16 protein-coding genes are annotated in these 16,089 nt (G+C 50.7%); 10 read left to right on the forward strand and 6 right to left on the reverse strand.

Features of this window, described 5'->3' with window-relative positions; all coding sequences use genetic code 11:
* Positions 1 to 169: 169 nt before the first annotated feature.
* Genes IE064_RS11500 through dsrO form a run of 3 tightly spaced genes read right to left on the reverse strand, consistent with a single transcriptional unit; the run spans position 170 to position 5,080 of the window.
* Complete coding sequence (locus tag IE064_RS11500) at positions 170 to 3,277, reverse strand: tetrathionate reductase subunit A (RefSeq protein ID WP_189617948.1); 3,108 nt, start codon at positions 3,275 to 3,277, stop codon at positions 170 to 172.
* Positions 3,277 to 4,350 carry an NrfD/PsrC family molybdoenzyme membrane anchor subunit gene (gene nrfD, locus IE064_RS11505; protein WP_189617949.1) on the reverse strand — a complete coding sequence of 358 codons (1,074 nt, stop codon included), beginning with the start codon at positions 4,348 to 4,350 and terminating at the stop codon, positions 3,277 to 3,279. The genes IE064_RS11500 and nrfD overlap by 1 nt, the downstream gene beginning before the upstream one ends.
* Positions 4,340 to 5,080, reverse strand: a complete 741-nt coding sequence (gene dsrO, locus IE064_RS11510; protein WP_189617950.1) for a sulfate reduction electron transfer complex DsrMKJOP subunit DsrO — start codon at positions 5,078 to 5,080, stop codon at positions 4,340 to 4,342. Before dsrO ends, nrfD begins: the two co-directional genes overlap by 11 nt.
* Positions 5,081 to 5,306: 226 nt before the next feature.
* Here dsrO and IE064_RS11515 point away from each other — a divergent pair, with 226 nt between their 5' ends.
* A complete protein-coding gene (locus IE064_RS11515) occupies positions 5,307 to 7,079 on the forward strand; it encodes a sensor histidine kinase (protein WP_229800014.1) in 1,773 nt (590 codons plus the stop codon).
* Positions 7,072 to 7,692 carry a response regulator transcription factor gene (locus tag IE064_RS11520; RefSeq protein WP_189617952.1) on the forward strand — a complete coding sequence of 207 codons (621 nt, stop codon included), beginning with the start codon at positions 7,072 to 7,074 and terminating at the stop codon, positions 7,690 to 7,692. The genes IE064_RS11515 and IE064_RS11520 overlap by 8 nt, the downstream gene beginning before the upstream one ends.
* Here IE064_RS11520 and IE064_RS11525 read toward each other — a convergent pair.
* Positions 7,677 to 8,393: a DUF4875 domain-containing protein gene (locus IE064_RS11525; RefSeq protein ID WP_189617953.1), complete on the reverse strand. Its 717-nt coding sequence runs from the start codon at positions 8,391 to 8,393 to the stop codon at positions 7,677 to 7,679. The genes IE064_RS11520 and IE064_RS11525 overlap by 16 nt on opposite strands.
* A 218-nt stretch (positions 8,394 to 8,611) precedes the next feature.
* On the opposite strand from IE064_RS11525, the gene dusA reads away from it, so the two are divergent.
* From dusA to IE064_RS11545, 4 genes are all read left to right on the forward strand, one after another.
* On the forward strand, positions 8,612 to 9,613 hold the full coding sequence (gene dusA, locus IE064_RS11530; RefSeq protein ID WP_268244758.1) for a tRNA dihydrouridine(20/20a) synthase DusA: 1,002 nt from the start codon (positions 8,612 to 8,614) through the stop codon (positions 9,611 to 9,613).
* Between the two features lie 211 nt (positions 9,614 to 9,824).
* Positions 9,825 to 10,133, forward strand: coding sequence for a hypothetical protein (locus IE064_RS11535; RefSeq protein ID WP_189617954.1), 309 nt, complete (start codon positions 9,825 to 9,827; stop codon positions 10,131 to 10,133).
* Between the two features lie 43 nt (positions 10,134 to 10,176).
* Positions 10,177 to 10,368: a PspC domain-containing protein gene (locus tag IE064_RS11540; protein ID WP_189617955.1), complete on the forward strand. Its 192-nt coding sequence runs from the start codon at positions 10,177 to 10,179 to the stop codon at positions 10,366 to 10,368.
* A gap of 3 nt (positions 10,369 to 10,371) precedes the next feature.
* Positions 10,372 to 10,731 (forward strand): hypothetical protein, encoded by a 360-nt coding sequence (locus IE064_RS11545; protein WP_133039311.1) that lies wholly within the window; start codon positions 10,372 to 10,374, stop codon positions 10,729 to 10,731.
* Between the two features lie 62 nt (positions 10,732 to 10,793).
* Here the strand turns inward: IE064_RS11545 and IE064_RS11550 are convergent, their stop codons facing one another.
* A complete protein-coding gene (locus tag IE064_RS11550) occupies positions 10,794 to 11,531 on the reverse strand; it encodes an enoyl-CoA hydratase-related protein (protein ID WP_189617956.1) in 738 nt (245 codons plus the stop codon).
* 172 nt (positions 11,532 to 11,703) lie between these two features.
* Between IE064_RS11550 and IE064_RS11555 the strand changes: the two genes are divergently transcribed.
* Entirely contained in the window at positions 11,704 to 12,675 is a 972-nt protein-coding gene (locus IE064_RS11555; RefSeq protein ID WP_133039309.1) for a DUF2333 family protein, read from the forward strand.
* Positions 12,676 to 12,678: 3 nt separating this feature from the next.
* On the forward strand, positions 12,679 to 13,416 hold the full coding sequence (locus IE064_RS11560) for a TIGR04219 family outer membrane beta-barrel protein (RefSeq protein WP_189617957.1): 738 nt from the start codon (positions 12,679 to 12,681) through the stop codon (positions 13,414 to 13,416).
* A 57-nt stretch (positions 13,417 to 13,473) separates the two neighbouring features.
* Here the strand turns inward: IE064_RS11560 and tolC are convergent, their stop codons facing one another.
* Entirely contained in the window at positions 13,474 to 14,796 is a 1,323-nt protein-coding gene (tolC, locus tag IE064_RS11565; protein WP_189617958.1) for an outer membrane channel protein TolC, read from the reverse strand.
* A gap of 247 nt (positions 14,797 to 15,043) precedes the next feature.
* On the opposite strand from tolC, the gene nudF reads away from it, so the two are divergent.
* Positions 15,044 to 15,670, forward strand: a complete 627-nt coding sequence (nudF, locus tag IE064_RS11570) for an ADP-ribose diphosphatase (RefSeq protein ID WP_189617959.1) — start codon at positions 15,044 to 15,046, stop codon at positions 15,668 to 15,670.
* On the forward strand, positions 15,651 to 16,085 hold the full coding sequence (locus IE064_RS11575) for a DUF1249 domain-containing protein (RefSeq protein WP_373295265.1): 435 nt from the start codon (positions 15,651 to 15,653) through the stop codon (positions 16,083 to 16,085). Before nudF ends, IE064_RS11575 begins: the two co-directional genes overlap by 20 nt.
* The last annotated feature ends 4 nt before the right edge of the window (positions 16,086 to 16,089 follow it).

Genomic DNA, 16,089 nt, shown 5'->3' on the forward strand with positions numbered 1-16,089 from the left:
GCAAAACTCGGCGGTAACCTGTAATTCTTTAGAAAATTCGGACATAAAAAATCGGCCTCAACAATGTTGAGACCGATTATGAAGTCTGCTCAGGATCGTTCAATTACTTAAAGCGATCGGCATTAGGCATTTGCCGGGCTTTTTACTGATGAGTATTGACTGAGCGAAGTTATATCGTAATTTTTTCGATGTTGGCGGGTAATCCCTGACGTGCGGCAGAACCACTGGCCCAGTCCACGAGTGGATAGCGGCCGTGACGGCTAGGATCCAGAATTGACAGGTCATTCAGATTAACGCCAACCTGAGTCAGCGGATTCGCCGCGATCAGTTTGCCATCAATGATGGTATCTCGGGCGCCTAACTCCTTATGCCCAAAACCATGTTCTATCGCAATACATTCTGGATGCACTCCAGAGACACACTCTACCAGCGCGATAACGCTACCGTTTGGCGTGCTGATACGCACGGTATCGCCAGTGTGGATACCAAGCCGTTCAGCGGTGGTTTTGTTAATTCGCACCGGGTTGTTGGGATGCACCTGCCGGAGTCGATCAGAGCCGATACTCATAGCGCTCTGCACATGGGATTTGTAGCTGGAAAGCAATAATGGCCATTGTTCGCGGCTAAAGGCTTCGCGCAAGGCTTGACCATTGGCTAGTCGCGGCCCGTAACTGCGCGGGCAGCCACTGAGAAACTCGCCATTCTGACTATTACGACGGCTGCCAACTTCGGGATTCCATAACATCAATGGTTTGGGCCAGACATGGGTTGGGTTGCCATCGGCATCGCGTGCTTTTGCCATAGGTTCAAAGCGACCACCACGGGCAAACAAATAGGCGGCTTTGGCAACTTCTTCGGGTTGCAAGCGTGCTTTGAGTTCGGGGATGATGCGCTCAACTCCAGACCAGCGCCGATCTTCGTCATCAATATCGGGTACGGGTTGACCGGCCCAAGCAACATTAGCCGCACCGTAAAGTGAGTAGTCGGCAGCGCGAGTCAACGGGTGCAACGAACCGTCAGCCGCTTGTACCGCATGGTCACCGAACCCTGGCAACCCCAGTTTGAGGGCAACGTTAGTGAGAAAGCTCTCCATGCACACAGGATCGCCGTCTTTGGTGTGTTCTACTCGGGGTGTGACTACCGGCCAGCGCCCAGTTGATACTTTGGTCATGGTACCATGCCAGGCAGAGGTCCAGCCCCAGGATTCATAGGTCAGCGTATCGGGCACTATATAATCAGAAAGTGCTGAGGTTTCGTTGATAAAACTGTCAATGCTGACCAACAGTGGCAGCACTTTGGGATCTTTCAGTTGTTCGCCAATGGCGGTAACTAATCCTGCCTGCCCGTAAAGCGGATTCCCCATATGGTTTATCCAGGCTTTCAGGTGATAAGGATAACCTGCCACGGCGGCGGTCAGATGTTCACTGAGTAGTGGCGACGAGATCGGAAACCAAGGTTCTTTAGCGGGGTAAGGCGACTCACCGGCAGCCTTCTTGCGTTTGTATTCGGAGCTTTTTTCATAAGGAAATTTTGAGCGGGACAGAAACACCCCTTTAGGTTGCACCATGCCGTCAAACTCCGCCAGATTGTAGCGTGGGCCGCTACCGAAAGCCGGATAAGCGCCGCCTTTAGCCAGCGCACCACCTGGCTGGTTGATGTTACCTATCATGGCATTCAGCATCATGATCGCCCAGGCGCTGTAAAAGCCGTTAGTGCTCATGGTGCCGCCGTGAGTAATTACTGCGGCTTTGGTGCCATGACTGGTGAATTTGTCAGCTAAGGCAATAATGTCGGCAACCGGAATGTCACATTCGGCGCTGTATTGCTCAACGGTCTGGCTGCGGGCCGACTCCGCCAACAGGCTGAAACTGCTCTGGCAACGAATATTGATAACACCGTTGCTGATGATTTCATTGACTTCTAGCCGTGCTTGATTGCATTTGCCTGCCGCCATCGGTTTACCGCTGTCATTGTCCAGCACCAGTATTGGGTCTTCTTTGCCGAAAGCTTCGCCGCTAAAGGGGAAGCCGAGTTCGCTGGCGTGCAGATACTGGCCATAACGCGGATCTTGTTGATCGCTATGGATCAGGAAGGTTGCATTGCTGAAGCCTCGGTAACCTGCGGCAGCGGCGGCTTTGGCATTAGGTGCGCTAAGGAAGGCCGCTGCATAACGTTTATTATCAATAATCCAGCGCAGCATCGCCATGGCTAACGAGGCATCAGTGGCCGGGCGAATGGGCAGCCAGACGTTATCCGGTGCCGCCGCCAAACTGGAGCTGTTAGGCAGCATTGGCGATACCACCGCATAGCTGAAGTTACGCTCAGTGCGGTCGTATGCCAGCTGTCTGGCCTGACGTTTAAAGGGATTGCCAGATTGCGCCGGAGAGGTGCCGATAAATAGCAAAAACTCGGCTTTATCCCAGTCGGGTTTCAGATGGGAGTATTTCTTCAGATCGTCCAGTAACGCACCGGCGCCGGCGCGGTAGGTAAAGCCACAGTAGGAGCCGTGGTTGGCAAAGTTGCGGGTCCCAAAACTGTTAAAAGTGAAGCGTTTGATAAAGACATCGCGGCCTTCATCTGAGGCGTTGGTGACTAACAGCTGATTCGCCTTTGGGCCATATTCTGGGTTATCGGCATCCAGCGGTGTTTTGATGTCATGAATGGCCCGCAGGCCATCTACGTGGCCTTCGCCAAACAGATCGCCACCTTCCACGACTTCGTGTAGCAGTTGTTCAAAGGCAATAGTCTGCCATTTGCCGCTGCCGCGAGGGCCAACACGTTTTAAGCAGTGGGTGACCCGATGCGGACTGTCTAGCAGTTCCAGCATGGCATTACCGCGAGCACAGGCGGTAGAGCGGCCATCCAGGCCTTGCTCCTGATAGGCGCTGGTATGTAACAGCGAATCTTTGATGGAAGTGTCAAAATCCAGATGTTCTCTGGCGGACAACGGATGGTAAGGATTTCCGGTAATGCGCAGGATCTTGTCCGTTTTATTGTCGATGCGGGTTCGTACGCCACAGCGAGTCCAGCAGCCAAGGCACATAGAGTTCGCCAAGCGCTGCTCGGCGTTGGCAGTCATGGCACCGGTTTTCAGGTCGATTTGTAGTTCAGGCGCTAACGAATTACCGTGAATCGCCGAGTCGGCGACTGTGCCAGAGCTGCCGGTGGCAATACCTTTGCCCAGTTGCCCTAGTGTATGGCTGTAACCTGCGACAAATAAACCGGCGCCGCCGGTAATGGCCGCACCTTTAATAAATCTGCGTTTGCTCTTGTCCATTATGCTGCTCCTTCCTGAGTCATCGCGGTTTGACGTACTAACTCAGAAATCAGGGTGATTAATGCCAGCCACAGGCCGAAGGTCCCAAGAATGCCCAGCAAGCCTTCTGGCCCCCAAGGTAGTTCATAGAAATAGGTGCCAGCGCCGTATTTCGGGTCGGTCTGCGCCTGGATCAGTACCAGCCAGCGGAAGCCCCAAGCGAGGTGCACAGCAGCAAAGCCTGCGAGCAGCAATAACCAGTGTGGTTGGCGACTGGTGGCCAGTAATAGCGCCAGCACCGCTAGCGTGCTCAAGACCCAGATTGCGGCCAACTGCCAAGTAGGGCTGTGGCTTAACAGCATGCGTGCCTCAGCGGCACTTTTGCCGCCTGCCAGCGCCCAGCCGATAAGTAATAGGCCAAACAGAGTAAAGGCCGCGCGCAGCCACAACAGCAGATAGCGATCGGTATTGGTGTTATGGCCTTTAAACAGAAAATTGAGCCACACCAGCATGCCGCTGCCAGCCAACAACGCACTGGCGGCAAACAATGGTGGTAGCCAGTGACTGTGCCATAGTGGCCGCGCCTGTACCGCCATGGTTTCTATGCCGGTATACAAGGCAATGCTGCAAGCGCTGAGGAAGGCTAATACCGCTACCGGTTTTAACAGGGGTTTTTCTGACCAACGGCCAAAGCGCAACCAGCAGCCAAGCTGGCTCCAACGGTCAGTGGCTGTGGTCGGCAGTGACGGCCGCAGCAACAGATAGCCAAACAGTAAGCCTGAGCCCATAAACACCGGCAACAACCAGGCGCCAAACCACATCCAGGAATCGGGGCGCAGTTGCATGTAGAAGTGCCAGGCGCGTAGCGGCTGATGCAGATCTGCCAGCAACGCTACCGGTGCCACAATCGCGGCACTGAAAATCAGACTGCCGCATAGCGTTAGCAGGCGTTGTTGCCGTTGACCCGGCCACAGCACCGCAATGGCGGCAATCCATACCGAGGTGTAGGCCAGCCCAATCAAAAAAAAATATTGCACGGCCCACGGCAGCCAGGTGATAGCAAAGTCTGGGGTCAGCAGTTCTTTAATGTCCATGATGTAACTCCTTGCCACTAGCGGTCATTAGCGTCCGCACTGGTGCTTCACCGCGGATACGTTCGGCAAACGCTTGGTTCATGCCAAGGTAAAACACCCGGGGTTGGGTGCCCATGGAGGGCCGCAGTACTTTGATATCATTGCGGTGTTGTGTCAGCAGTTGGCTGATGCGGCTATCAGGGTCGTTAAGATCGCCGATGATCCTAGCTTCACCGACACAGGTTTCAACGCAGGCGGGGAGTAATCCGGCGTCCAGACGGTGGGCGCAGAAAGTACATTTATCGGCGGTGTTAGTTTCGTGATTGAGAAAACGCGCATCATAAGGGCAAGCCTGCACGCAATAGCCACAGCCAACACACCAGTCGTTGTTGACTACCACGATACCGTCTTGACGCTGAAACGTGGCCCCTGTGGGGCAGACCGGGATACAGGGCGGATTTTCGCAGTGATTACATAAGCGTGGCAGCATCATAAAGGCGCTGTTGTCGCCTTCAGTCACTTCGTATTGATTCACTGTGGTGCGGAATTGGCCCAGTGGCGGTTGATTCTCAATGGTGCAGGCGACAGTGCAAGCTTGACAGCCAACACAGCGGCGCAGGTCAATTAACATCCCATAGCGCTTGCCTTTGGTCGGGGTGCTGTCACCATCGGCCTCGGCCAATGGGATAAACACCGCACCGGCGGTAATGGCGGCAATTTGCCCCAGTAACCGGCGTTTTGAAGTATCCATTACACACTCCTTGAAGCTTGGTGGGCGGCTTTCCCATGGTGGGCGCCTTGAGTGTATTCTCGGCAGAGTGACCAGTATGGCTCTATAGTGGTTTTCCACATACCGGGCGCAGGGTTGATCCAGAACAATAAAATCCCGTTAGAATGACCGGCAAACTGAGTAAAATTTTTGGGAAAACGTCACGGCTATGCGCAAAACCTCTCAGCTGAGCTGCTTGTATCTTTGGATGTTGCTAGTGCCATTACTGTCGATAAATGCGTCGGTAACAGCAGATACGCTGCCGGTGGATGAAACCCAATACGCGCTAGTGGATGTTGGTGTGCTGGCTATTCGCGGCTATCGCGATAGCATCAACCGCTGGCAACCAACCATGCAGTGGCTGGAGCAGCAGATCCCCGGCACTTACTTCCGTTTGCATCCGATGACGCTAGATGAACTGTCCGATGCCGTTGCCACACAGGATCTGGATTTTGTGATCACCAATCCTGGGCAGTCGGTATTGCTGGCGCGGCAGTATTCACTAAGCTGGCTGGCGACATTGAAGAGTCGCCTCAACGGCGGTCAGCCGATGCAGGTGGGGTCGGCGCTGGTGGTGCGGCGCGATTCGCCGATCCAAGCGTTTGCGGATTTAAAAGATAAGCGTTTAGCTATTGTCTCCCCACACGCCTTTGGCGGTTATCTGACCTTGGTGTATGCCGCCTGGAAGCAGCAGATTGATCTGCCCAATACGGTTGCGCAATTGCTACCGACAGGATTCCCGTTGGACAATCTGTTGTACGCCTTGCGCGATGGCAAAGCCGATGCGGCTGTGGTGCCTGTGTGTCAGCTAGAACAGATGGCTGCTGAGCATTTACTTAATGCCGATAATTACCGAATAGTGGAAGACCACACTCCCGCGGGTTTGGGCTGCAAGGTTTCCACAGCACTGTATCCTAACTGGTCATTGGCCAAGACCAGTCGCGCCGGGCAGAAACTGGCAAAACAGGTAACGCAAGCTTTGCTGGCATTGCCGGAGCAAAGCGCAGCAGCCACTGCGGCAGATTCACTCGGTTGGACCACAGCCGTTAGCCAACTGACCATAGATAGAATGTATAAAGATCTCGACATGCATCCATTGCAGGCACCTTGGTGGCAACGGGCGATGGTGTGGCTCAAAGAGCACAGCCAATGGGGCTGGAGTATTCTGCTACTGCTGATTTCCCTTAACGCCTACCATTTCTGGCTGGAATATCGTTTTAACCGTCGCGGCCACCAGTTGGCGCAAGCGCAACGTAAACTCAGTGAGAATCTGGTACTGCTGGAACACGCTCAACGCGCAGCTGTTGCCGGGGAATTGGGGGCCAGTCTGGCCCATGAGCTGAATCAACCGCTCGCGGCCATCGGTAATTATTGCCATGGTGCCAGTGTGCGTTTGCAGCAAGGGCAGCTGGAAAAGTTGCCGCAAGCATTACAGCAGATAGACGCTGAAGTTGGGCGTGCTCGGGCGATTATTCAACGATTGCGCGGTCTATTGAAAAAACAGCCCGCTGCGAAACAGCAGCAATTATTGCGACCGCTGTTACTGGATACGGTCGAACTGTTGCAGTTCGAACTGGATAAACAGCAGATCCAGTTACAGTGGCAGTTACTGGGTCGTGAACAGCGGCAATGGCTGGAACCTGTCGCCATCCAACAACTGCTAGTTAATCTGCTGAAAAATGCCATTGATGCGCTGGCAGAATGCCCACAGACAGATAAACGGATTGAGGTGTTACTGGATTACCGCCAGCCGCAGCAGGTAATGGTGCAGATCCAGGATAATGGCCCAGGGCTAAGCCGTGATGCCTGTGAACTGATGCAGGCATTTACCAGCACCAAACGCCAAGGGTTGGGATTAGGATTGGTGATTTGCCGCGAAATTGTGGAAAGCCACGGCGGGAAGCTGTCGATGAGTAATGCCGATTCAGGTGGTTGCCTGGTACAGCTGAGCCTGTCTTTAAAGGAACAAACCGATGGTTGAAGATAAACACACGGTGTATTTGGTGGATGACGATGCGTCCGTGTTGCGCTCACTGAGTTTCATGCTGGAAAGCTACGATTTCCAGGTACGCGAGTTTGCCAGTGCGGAAGCTTTCATTGCCGCAGAGGTCTGGCAACAGACCGGCTGTGTGATCCTTGATATGCGGATGCCCGGACTCAGTGGTCAACAGCTGCATCAATTGCTGAGGCAACATCAGAGTCCACTGGCAGTGATCTATCTGACCGGGCATGGCGACGTGCCATTGGCGGTGGATGCGTTAAAACAGGGGGCGGTAGATTTTTTCCAGAAACCAGCAGATGGCGCCATGCTGGCACAAGCGGTTACCAAGGCGATGCAAAGCTCACAGGCTAACGCCCTAAGACTGCAGCAACTACAAACGTATCAAAAGCTAACGCCGCGAGAACGAGAAATCCTGAAACTGATCGCTAAAGGTTATAAAAATCAGCAGATTGCCGATGAATTATTTATCGCGGTGCGTACCGTGGAGATCCATCGAGCGAATCTGATGCGCGGAATGCAGGTTGATTCGCTGGCAGAACTGATGCTCACATATGCCGCCATTGCCAATACGTTAGCTCAGTCGGACGGTTGATTATCGATGGTCAGTGGCAACCGATTTGACTGTGGCAGTTTGACGGCAAAATCGGGAATATTCAGTTGTTCTGCAATATAGCTTTTTAATTCCGACTCGTTGATTTTGCCATGACTATCCAGATATTCACTCTGGTGCTGAAACCAGAGATTAGCTACTTGCAATTGCTGAGGTGAATAAGGGTTTTGCATGGCCGAGGCTTGCCAGTAAACCCCATTAAACGTCTGACCATCTTCACCTTTGCCATCAGTGTATAATGCTACGTCAGCGAGTTGATAGCCTTTCCCAATAAGCACTTCATTTGGTTCAAGTAGTACATGTACCGCGGCCACGTTACGACTAATCGCCATACTGCGGGCAACTTTGATGGCAGTCCCAAGAAACTGCTCATAGCCGTTAGCGTAGGGCGATGTAATCACAACCAACAGGGTGGGGCGGCGTTCGTGGACAAGTTGCGATTTTATTACGGTATAGGACATCGCTCGGCGCGCTAACGCCGCAATCTGCGTAGGCCAACTACGGTTGATATCTATCGCGGGTGGTCGTTGTTCAATCGGTTGAACTGCTTGAATATTAGTCGTTTTTGGCGTTGCCGGTCGGAAATTATCTTTGCTCGGCGTTGAGGTAAAGTACAGCACCAACACTACCGCAATCGTGAGAATTACGATAATGCCCACCTGTACAGCCCTTTTATCCTGCATTTATGCTCCTGTGTCGGCGGTTTATGTCACCATGCACGTACATTTACAACGGCTGATTATTCAGTTGTTCCTGTGTATAATCGCGCCCCTGCCTGAAGTGACGGTTTCATCAACAATCCGATGCACTGTTTCATTCGTGCTATTCATTTTATAGCGCACTGTACGGCACCATACAATGAAACCACCCATGACACCAGGTATTTGAGGAACTTTAATAAGTGACAGATTATTCGGCAAAAACAGTAACGGATTTGACAAAACATCGCCGTTTTTCGGTGGCACCGATGCTGGATTGGACTGATAGACACTATCGATACTTTGCGCGGCTGATGTCATCACAAGCGTTGCTGTACACCGAAATGGTAACGACCGGCGCCATTTTGTTTGGTAAAGGGGATTACCTTGAATACAACGAAGCTGAACATCCGTTGGCATTGCAGCTGGGCGGCAGCGATCCTCAAGCGTTGGCGCAATGTGCGCGGATCGCTGAGGAACGGGGCTATGATGAGGTAAATCTTAATGTGGGTTGCCCTTCAGATCGCGTGCAGAATGGTCGTTTCGGCGCCTGTTTAATGGCTGAGCCACAGTTGGTAGCGGATTGTGTCAATGCGATGCAGCAACAGGTCAGCATTCCGGTAACGGTAAAAACCCGTATTGGTATCGATGAGCAAGATTCTTATCTGTTCCTCACCGATTTTGTGGGTAAGGTCAGTGAGGCGGGCTGTAATACTTTTATCATCCATGCTCGTAAAGCCTGGTTGCAGGGGCTGAGTCCGAAAGAAAACCGGGAAATTCCACCGCTGGATTATCCTCGAGTTTATCAACTTAAACAGGACTTCCCGGCGTTAAACATCAGTATTAACGGTGGTATTAAAAGCTGGGACAATATTACGCAACACCTGCAACAGCTCGATGGCGTGATGGTTGGGCGCGAGGCTTACCAAAATCCTTATCTGCTAGCGGAGGTTGATCAGCGACTATTTGGCATGAACCGTGCGCTTCTAAGCCGTGATGAGGTGGTGGATGCTATGTTGCCGTATGTAGCGCAACATCTCCAAGCGGGTGGGCGTTTAAACCATATTACCCGGCACCTGACCGGTCTTTATCAAGGTGTTGCTGGGGGCCGTAGTTGGCGCCGTTATCTCAGTGAAAATGCGCATAAACCTGAGGCTGGCATTGAGGTACTGCTAGCAGCCAGAAATAGTGTTTATCAACGCTAACGACAAAATTTGGCGAAAATTGCTACAGATCTGGTGATTCTCGCCATTCTATTCTTATTCTCCCTTCCGAGTTTTATTTTTTATCTTAAAGTTTGAAATAAAATATTTATTAAACATGATGTTATGAAATATTTTCCAAGTTGGCACACCGCTTGAATTATCTCCTGCGAACGCTGAAATAGTTCAGCTTAACTGGAAAAGGACGACAATCATGAAAAGCTTAACTTCTACATTTGCGATAACTGCTGTTCTGGCTGGGAGCCTGATGTGTGGCACTGTTATGGCCGATGATAATTTGCCTAGCAAAGGCGCGGTGTTGAATGCTGTGAGCACTACGCTGACGGTGCAGGCTCAAGAAATGTTACACAGTGCCAAAGCCGAAATCATGGCTTCGCTGCAGCGGGAATTAGGTAACAGTATCGCGGCAGTCACTGATGAATTGGTACAAGAAACACTGGATACCATTGCAGAAACTCCCGCAAATAACGTTGCGGTAGCCGATTTAACTGCCAAGAAATAACGCTGTTGGACTTGCTGTGCTACAACGGATTTCGGAGTAACAGATGAGATTAGAGCAACGTTTGCGTGATCCGAGTAAGTGGGTCTGTGGTTTATGTGGTCAGTTAGCCAGTGACTTTGGATGGTCTGTATTCTGGCTGCGACTGGTGTGGGTGGCGGTGACGCTGCTGATGCCATTATGGGGTGTGGTGTTGTATTTTGTTGGCGGAATGGTTTATCCCAAGATAAGGAGCTAGTCGATGGGGAATTATCGGCGTTATCGGCGACGGCCGCAATTTTTGGTGTGGGGATTTGTTGGTGTACTCGTCCTATTGGCAATCACATTTGGTCATAGCGGCGCGATGTTTTTGTTCGATCCTTCTGGGCTGTTGTGGTTGGATGATGGTATTTGGACGTTATTATTGGCCGGATTAACGGCGCTGTTGTTATTGCTGTGGATCTGTGCCGCGTTCAGCTTAATGGCATTGGTTGTCGTGATATGTAGTGGTGCCGCGATGGTAATGTTGCTCAGTGGTTTTTCATTATTGTGGCCGTTATTGTTATTGGTGTTGGCCGCATGGGGCGTAGGTAAGACGTTACAGGCAGATAACCAGCGTTGAGTTAGCCGCTTTTACGAGAGCAGCCACCTCAACGTTGATTATCTGCGGGGGTTTGTTGACACCTAGCGCTGCAGAAATTTTATAAAGGTTTCCCTGGCTTGCGGGCTTTGCAGGCGTTCGCCAAAGAATGTCAGTTCTAGCTGCATCTGTTGCTGCAGTGCCTCTTTACCTACGCGCATCAAGGCCTTGGTTTGCTGCACCGCGCTGGGCGATTTGGCTGCAATAGCAGCCGCTTTGCTTAACGCAAATTCGTATAATTGGTTTGCGCTGACTACCTGATTAACCAGTCCAAACTGATTTGCTTGGTCAGCATCAAAGTTTTCACTGAGCAGTAGTAGTTCCGCTGCCTTCTGATAACCCACCAGCCGTGGTAATAACAGACTGGCACCGGCTTCTGGCACCAGCGCCAAGTCGACAAATGGCATTTTAAAGCGGGCTGTCTCATCGGCATAAACTAGGTCGCAGTGTAATAGCAAGGTGGTGCCAATGCCCACTGCTGCACCACTGACCGCCGCTAACAGCGGTTTTTTCAGCTCGCTCAGACAATGTAGAAAGCGTACAGCGGGATGCTCTGGCCCCAAATCGGGGTGTTGCAAAAATTCGGCAACATCGTTGCCAGAAGTGAAGCAATCACTGCTACCGCACAGCATGAAGGCACGGATGTCGTTGTCGGTGTCCCCTTGGATCAGGTATTCTGTGAGCTGTCGGTACATACCGAGGTCGATCGCATTACGTTTTTCCGGGCGGTTGAATTTGAGTACCCGTACTCCCTGAGTGTCGTGAACCTGTATGGTGGTCATGATATCTGCCCTGATAGTTACGTTGCCTGATTGGCAGTGTAAGGCAAGCAATGCCATATTCAAACAGTTGTTTGAGTTTTCTTGAGCGGTAATGGTCGGCAACGCACTTTTGAGTGTTGATAAATGCTGGATCCCGCAATAGCCGCATATCACATAGAGGAGAATGCACAGGATGCAAGCAAAGTGGAAATATGCCGCCGGAACTGCCGTGTTGTTAGCAGTGGTCATGTATGTAATAAGTGTTTGGTGGAGTGTTGAACCGGATGTACTGGAACCGCAGGTACTTAATGATAGCAGTGGTCAACCAGTTATCGGTTATGCCACAACGACATCGTTGATTGACACCATCGATACCTTGCTGGATAAGCCAGGCGGCTGGTTGTCAAATGACGTCATGCCACCCTCAGTGATGATGGACAATATGCCAGCCTTTGAATTTGGTGCGCTGGAGCAAATCCGCGATTTAGCTTTGGTGATGCGTAAAGAATTTAGCCGCTCTCAATCGCAGTCCACTGCCGATAAAGATCTGCTTGAAGCGCATTCCAAACTCAATATCGATCACACCAGCTGGTTAGTGCCCAGTGCTGAAGGTGAATACCGCGATGCCGTGAAACTACTGAAACTTTACCGTGCCCGTATGGCCGACCCCCAGAATAAGGACGCGCAGTTTTATGCCCGCGCCGACAATCTTAATGAGTGGTTGAAAGAGGTACAGAAGCGTTTGGGTAGTTTGTCACAACAGTTGTCTGCCAGTGTTGGCCAGGAACGGTTGAATACCGATCTTGCCGGTGACAGTGCGGCGCGGCAGTCAACACCATCGCAATCGCAAATGCAGGTGAAAACCGGTTGGTGGCAGATTGATGACGTATTTTACGAAGCGCGCGGCTCCACTTGGGCCTTACTCAATTTTATGAAGGCGGTCGAAGTTGACTTTGCCGATGTCTTAAAGAAGAAAAATGCCGAAGTCAGTCTACGGCAGATTATTCGCGAACTGGAGTCCACTCAACAAACCGTGTGGAGTCCGATTATTCTCAATGGCTCAGGTTTTGGATTTGTGGCCAATCATTCTCTCGTGATGGCCAATTATGTATCTCGTGCCAATGCGGCGGTGATTGATTTAACCAATTTACTTTCACAGGGTTAAGTGATGAAAAAAACATTGATGGCGGTAGCCTTACTGGCTGCCATGACTGCGGGTTCCGTACAAGCGGCAACTGTACTCGGGTTTAAAGTCGGGGGGGATTACTGGAACGCGGATGCCAGTGGTACGTTTGCTGAAAAAGGGCAGCCTCAACAGGAGTTTGGCTATGACTCTTCATCTCGCTACAGTTTGTGGTTTGCTATTGAACACCCGATCCCATTTTTGCCTAATTTGAAGATCCGTGAAAACCATCTAGATGAGGATGGCACATTGGCGGATGCCGACATGTCGTTTTCCGGGATCAGTTATACCGGAGAAACCTACGCCAATATCGATTTGAGTAACACGGATTTTATTGGCTATTACGAACTGTTGGATAACGATATTCTGTCGTTGGACGTGGGTGCCGGATACAAGAAATTTGATGGTTCGTTCCGCGTCTACCAGGGTAGCAAGTCGGCTACACTGGAGTTAAGTAAAGGCGTGTTTATGGGGTATGCCAATGCTGAACTTGGGTTGCCGGGAACAGGATTGTTTGCCTATGCCGATATTCTCACCGGTATTGATGAGTCTAGTGTTTATGATTATCAGATAGGTGTCGGTTGGCAGTTTGATGGTATTGCGCTGGATACTCGAGTCCATGCTGGCTATCGTACCTTCAACTTTGATGTCGATGATATTGACGACATTAGCGCCGACATGAAATTTGATGGCATCTTTGCAGGTGTTGAAGTGGTTTTTTAAGCCCACTTAACATAAAAAACCGCCGAAAGGCGGTTTTTTTATGCATATCATCATCACTTATGGCTGAGGCTGCGTTTCGGCTGTCAAACCACTGTTAATTCCGGCGATATCGTTTTCGTTCAATGTTCCTGCGGCCTGTTTCAGTGCCATGACTGAATTAATGTAGCTGTAACGGGCGCTAGCAAGCTGACGCTTGGCATCATAGAGCGTTCTGGTACTATTCAGTACGTCTACGATAGTACGGGTGCCGACTTCAAAACCTGCCTGAGTAGCTTTAAGTGCACTTTCAGAAGAGATCACAGACTGCTCATAGGCTTTAATGGAACTGATGGCCGCCGCAACGTCATTGAAGTCACTACGTACGCTCTTAATCACCTGACGATGAGTCTGTTCCAATGCCTGACTGGCTTCAACATAAGCAAATTGTGCTTGTTTGACCTGAGATGTTACTTTGAAACCTTCAAAAATTGGAATGCTTAGATTCAAACCAACACTGCTCTGATCATAGTCAGGTTCACTGGTACCATTGGTGTTTTGATCCAGCCCTTTGGTGTAACCGGCATTCAAACTCACCGATGGCATATGGCCCGCTTTACGCAGGGAGATAGTTTCCTGGGCAATATCCTTGGCAATTCTATCAGTCAGCAAAGACAGTGAACTATCTTCAGCAATTTTCTGCCATTCTTCGGTTTTACTTGGCATAGGCATAGAAGCTGAGAAACGGTTGGTATCCAGTACTTTCAGATCTGAGTGATCCAAACCGGTAATCTCACGTAACGCTTCGTAGCTATTTGTCAGCTGATTTTTGGCTGAAATCACCGATGCGGTGGACAAATCATATTGTGCTTGTGCTTCATGGACGTCAGTAATTGCAGTCAAACCAACGGCAAAACGCTGTTTGGTCTGTTCCAACTGCCGCTCAATCGCGCGCTGTTCAGCAATCTGATAAGCATAAGTATCGTTAGCCAGCAACACGTTGAAATAGGCTGTTGTCACCCTAGTGATAAGATTCTGCAACGAGGTAGCATAAATCGCATCAGCTTGGGAGGCCGCTTTCTCAGCCAGACTCAGCCCGACCCACGCAGAGTGATCATAGATCACTTGGTTTAGCGATACGGTGCCAGTCAGCCCCCGAGTATCGTTACCCGGATCCAGCCAAGCTTTATTGTAACCTACAGCAGCACTGATGCTTGGTAGCAACGGTGCACGATTTTCTTCAATGGCTTCATATAGCTGGTCGCGTTGTGCTTTAGCCTGCAGAACCACTGGGTCATTCGTGAGTGCTTGCTGGTATATCTGAAGCAAATCATCGGCGTGCGCTGAAGATGCAGAAACTGCGAGCGTTAACGCCGCGCATAAAGTGCGGATCTTGAATTTCATTAGCTGTCCTTATAGACAAACACCCTGTACAGGTGGTTTAACTTCGTTAGACTGTTAATGCCTTAAAAAGGCGGTTTGCGCTTCCCGACGCTTCCCGATACAGCAAAACTTGTTGGCAGAATACTAAAAACCATCTGATTTCCAGTCAACTCCGAAGTGTAACAGATTTTATGAATAAATGATGCCGCTCAATTGTGACGAAATATCTGTTGCGGTGTGGACAAGTTATCGCAGAAACGGAGCAATAATGAAACCTGAAAAATTCTCCAAAACTGATATTGAGATTTTAGCGAAAAGAACACTTTATTCCGGCTTCTTTTCTATGGAAGAATACCGCTTCCGTCACCGTTTGTTTGCTGGCGGTTGGAGCCAAGAGGTGCGCCGCGAAGTATTTGAGCGCGGTCATGCAGTGGTTGTATTGCCGTACGATCCCTTGACTGATCAGGTGGTATTAATTGAGCAACTACGATTTCCAGCCTTAATGACCAGTGATTCTCCTTGGTTGCTGGAATTAGTCGCCGGTATGATAGATAGCGACGAAACCCCGGAACAGGTTGCTCGTCGTGAACTGCAGGAAGAAAGCGGTCTGCAAGCGCGAAGTATGCAATTCATCAGTAGTTTTCTTTCTAGTCCGGGTGGTAGTACTGAGCGGTTTTATTTCTATTGGGCGGCCGTTGATGCCAGTCAAGCGAGTGGGATTCACGGCTTGGCAGAAGAGCACGAAGATATTCGCGTGGTAGTGTTGCCGCGGCAACAGGCTTATGCCATGACCACGGATGGTCGTATCGACAATGCGTCGACTGTCCTTGGGTTGCAGTGGTTGCAACTAAATTATCAACAACTGATGAATGTGGATGCAGAAAGCAAAAGATAAATATCAACCGGATGTCAGCCGTTTTCTGGCGCTGTGTGGGCGAAATTACGCCCACATTACCCGCTGGTTACCCGACGATTGTCACACTGGTGCGCAGTGGCTGGTGGAGGGCGAGTTTGGCTGCTTGCAGGTCAGCTTGCTTGAGAGTACGCCGTATACACAGGTGGTGAGTATCTCGCGACCTATGGGCATGGGTGCGGCACACTTGGTGCCAGTGCCACAGGTAACGGTGAGAGTCTATCACGATGCTAAATTAGCAGAAGTGTTAAGCAGCCAGCAGATTTCCCAGTTGCGACCGGTGTACGATTACCCGAACCTGCGTATGTATCACCGGAATGAGAAATATCAGGTTAACGCCTTTCTGGAGGAGTTGTTGAAAATCGACTGTCGTGCGCGCCTTGTTTGTCAGTCATAGTATT

The sequence above is a fragment of the Shewanella fodinae genome, from assembly GCF_014651955.1.
Lineage (GTDB): Bacteria > Pseudomonadota > Gammaproteobacteria > Enterobacterales > Shewanellaceae > Shewanella > Shewanella fodinae.

What these genes read in the sequence shown, in the direction of transcription:
- IE064_RS11535 (WP_189617954.1), top strand. Translation starts at nt 9,825, where the DNA reads ATGAAAAGCTTAACTTCTACATTTGCGATAACTGCTGTTCTGGCTGGG.
- tolC (WP_189617958.1), bottom strand. Translation starts at nt 14,796, where the DNA reads ATGAAATTCAAGATCCGCACTTTATGCGCGGCGTTAACGCTCGCAGTT.
- IE064_RS11515 (WP_229800014.1), top strand. Translation starts at nt 5,307, where the DNA reads ATGTTGCTAGTGCCATTACTGTCGATAAATGCGTCGGTAACAGCAGAT.
- IE064_RS11550 (WP_189617956.1), bottom strand. Translation starts at nt 11,531, where the DNA reads ATGACCACCATACAGGTTCACGACACTCAGGGAGTACGGGTACTCAAA.
- IE064_RS11575 (WP_373295265.1), top strand. Translation starts at nt 15,651, where the DNA reads ATGCAGAAAGCAAAAGATAAATATCAACCGGATGTCAGCCGTTTTCTG.
- IE064_RS11555 (WP_133039309.1), top strand. Translation starts at nt 11,704, where the DNA reads ATGCAAGCAAAGTGGAAATATGCCGCCGGAACTGCCGTGTTGTTAGCA.
- IE064_RS11525 (WP_189617953.1), bottom strand. Translation starts at nt 8,393, where the DNA reads ATGCAGGATAAAAGGGCTGTACAGGTGGGCATTATCGTAATTCTCACG.
- nrfD (WP_189617949.1), bottom strand. Translation starts at nt 4,350, where the DNA reads ATGGACATTAAAGAACTGCTGACCCCAGACTTTGCTATCACCTGGCTG.
- nudF (WP_189617959.1), top strand. Translation starts at nt 15,044, where the DNA reads ATGAAACCTGAAAAATTCTCCAAAACTGATATTGAGATTTTAGCGAAA.
- IE064_RS11500 (WP_189617948.1), bottom strand. Translation starts at nt 3,277, where the DNA reads ATGGACAAGAGCAAACGCAGATTTATTAAAGGTGCGGCCATTACCGGC.
- IE064_RS11545 (WP_133039311.1), top strand. Translation starts at nt 10,372, where the DNA reads ATGGGGAATTATCGGCGTTATCGGCGACGGCCGCAATTTTTGGTGTGG.
- IE064_RS11560 (WP_189617957.1), top strand. Translation starts at nt 12,679, where the DNA reads ATGAAAAAAACATTGATGGCGGTAGCCTTACTGGCTGCCATGACTGCG.
- IE064_RS11540 (WP_189617955.1), top strand. Translation starts at nt 10,177, where the DNA reads ATGAGATTAGAGCAACGTTTGCGTGATCCGAGTAAGTGGGTCTGTGGT.
- dsrO (WP_189617950.1), bottom strand. Translation starts at nt 5,080, where the DNA reads ATGGATACTTCAAAACGCCGGTTACTGGGGCAAATTGCCGCCATTACC.
- IE064_RS11520 (WP_189617952.1), top strand. Translation starts at nt 7,072, where the DNA reads ATGGTTGAAGATAAACACACGGTGTATTTGGTGGATGACGATGCGTCC.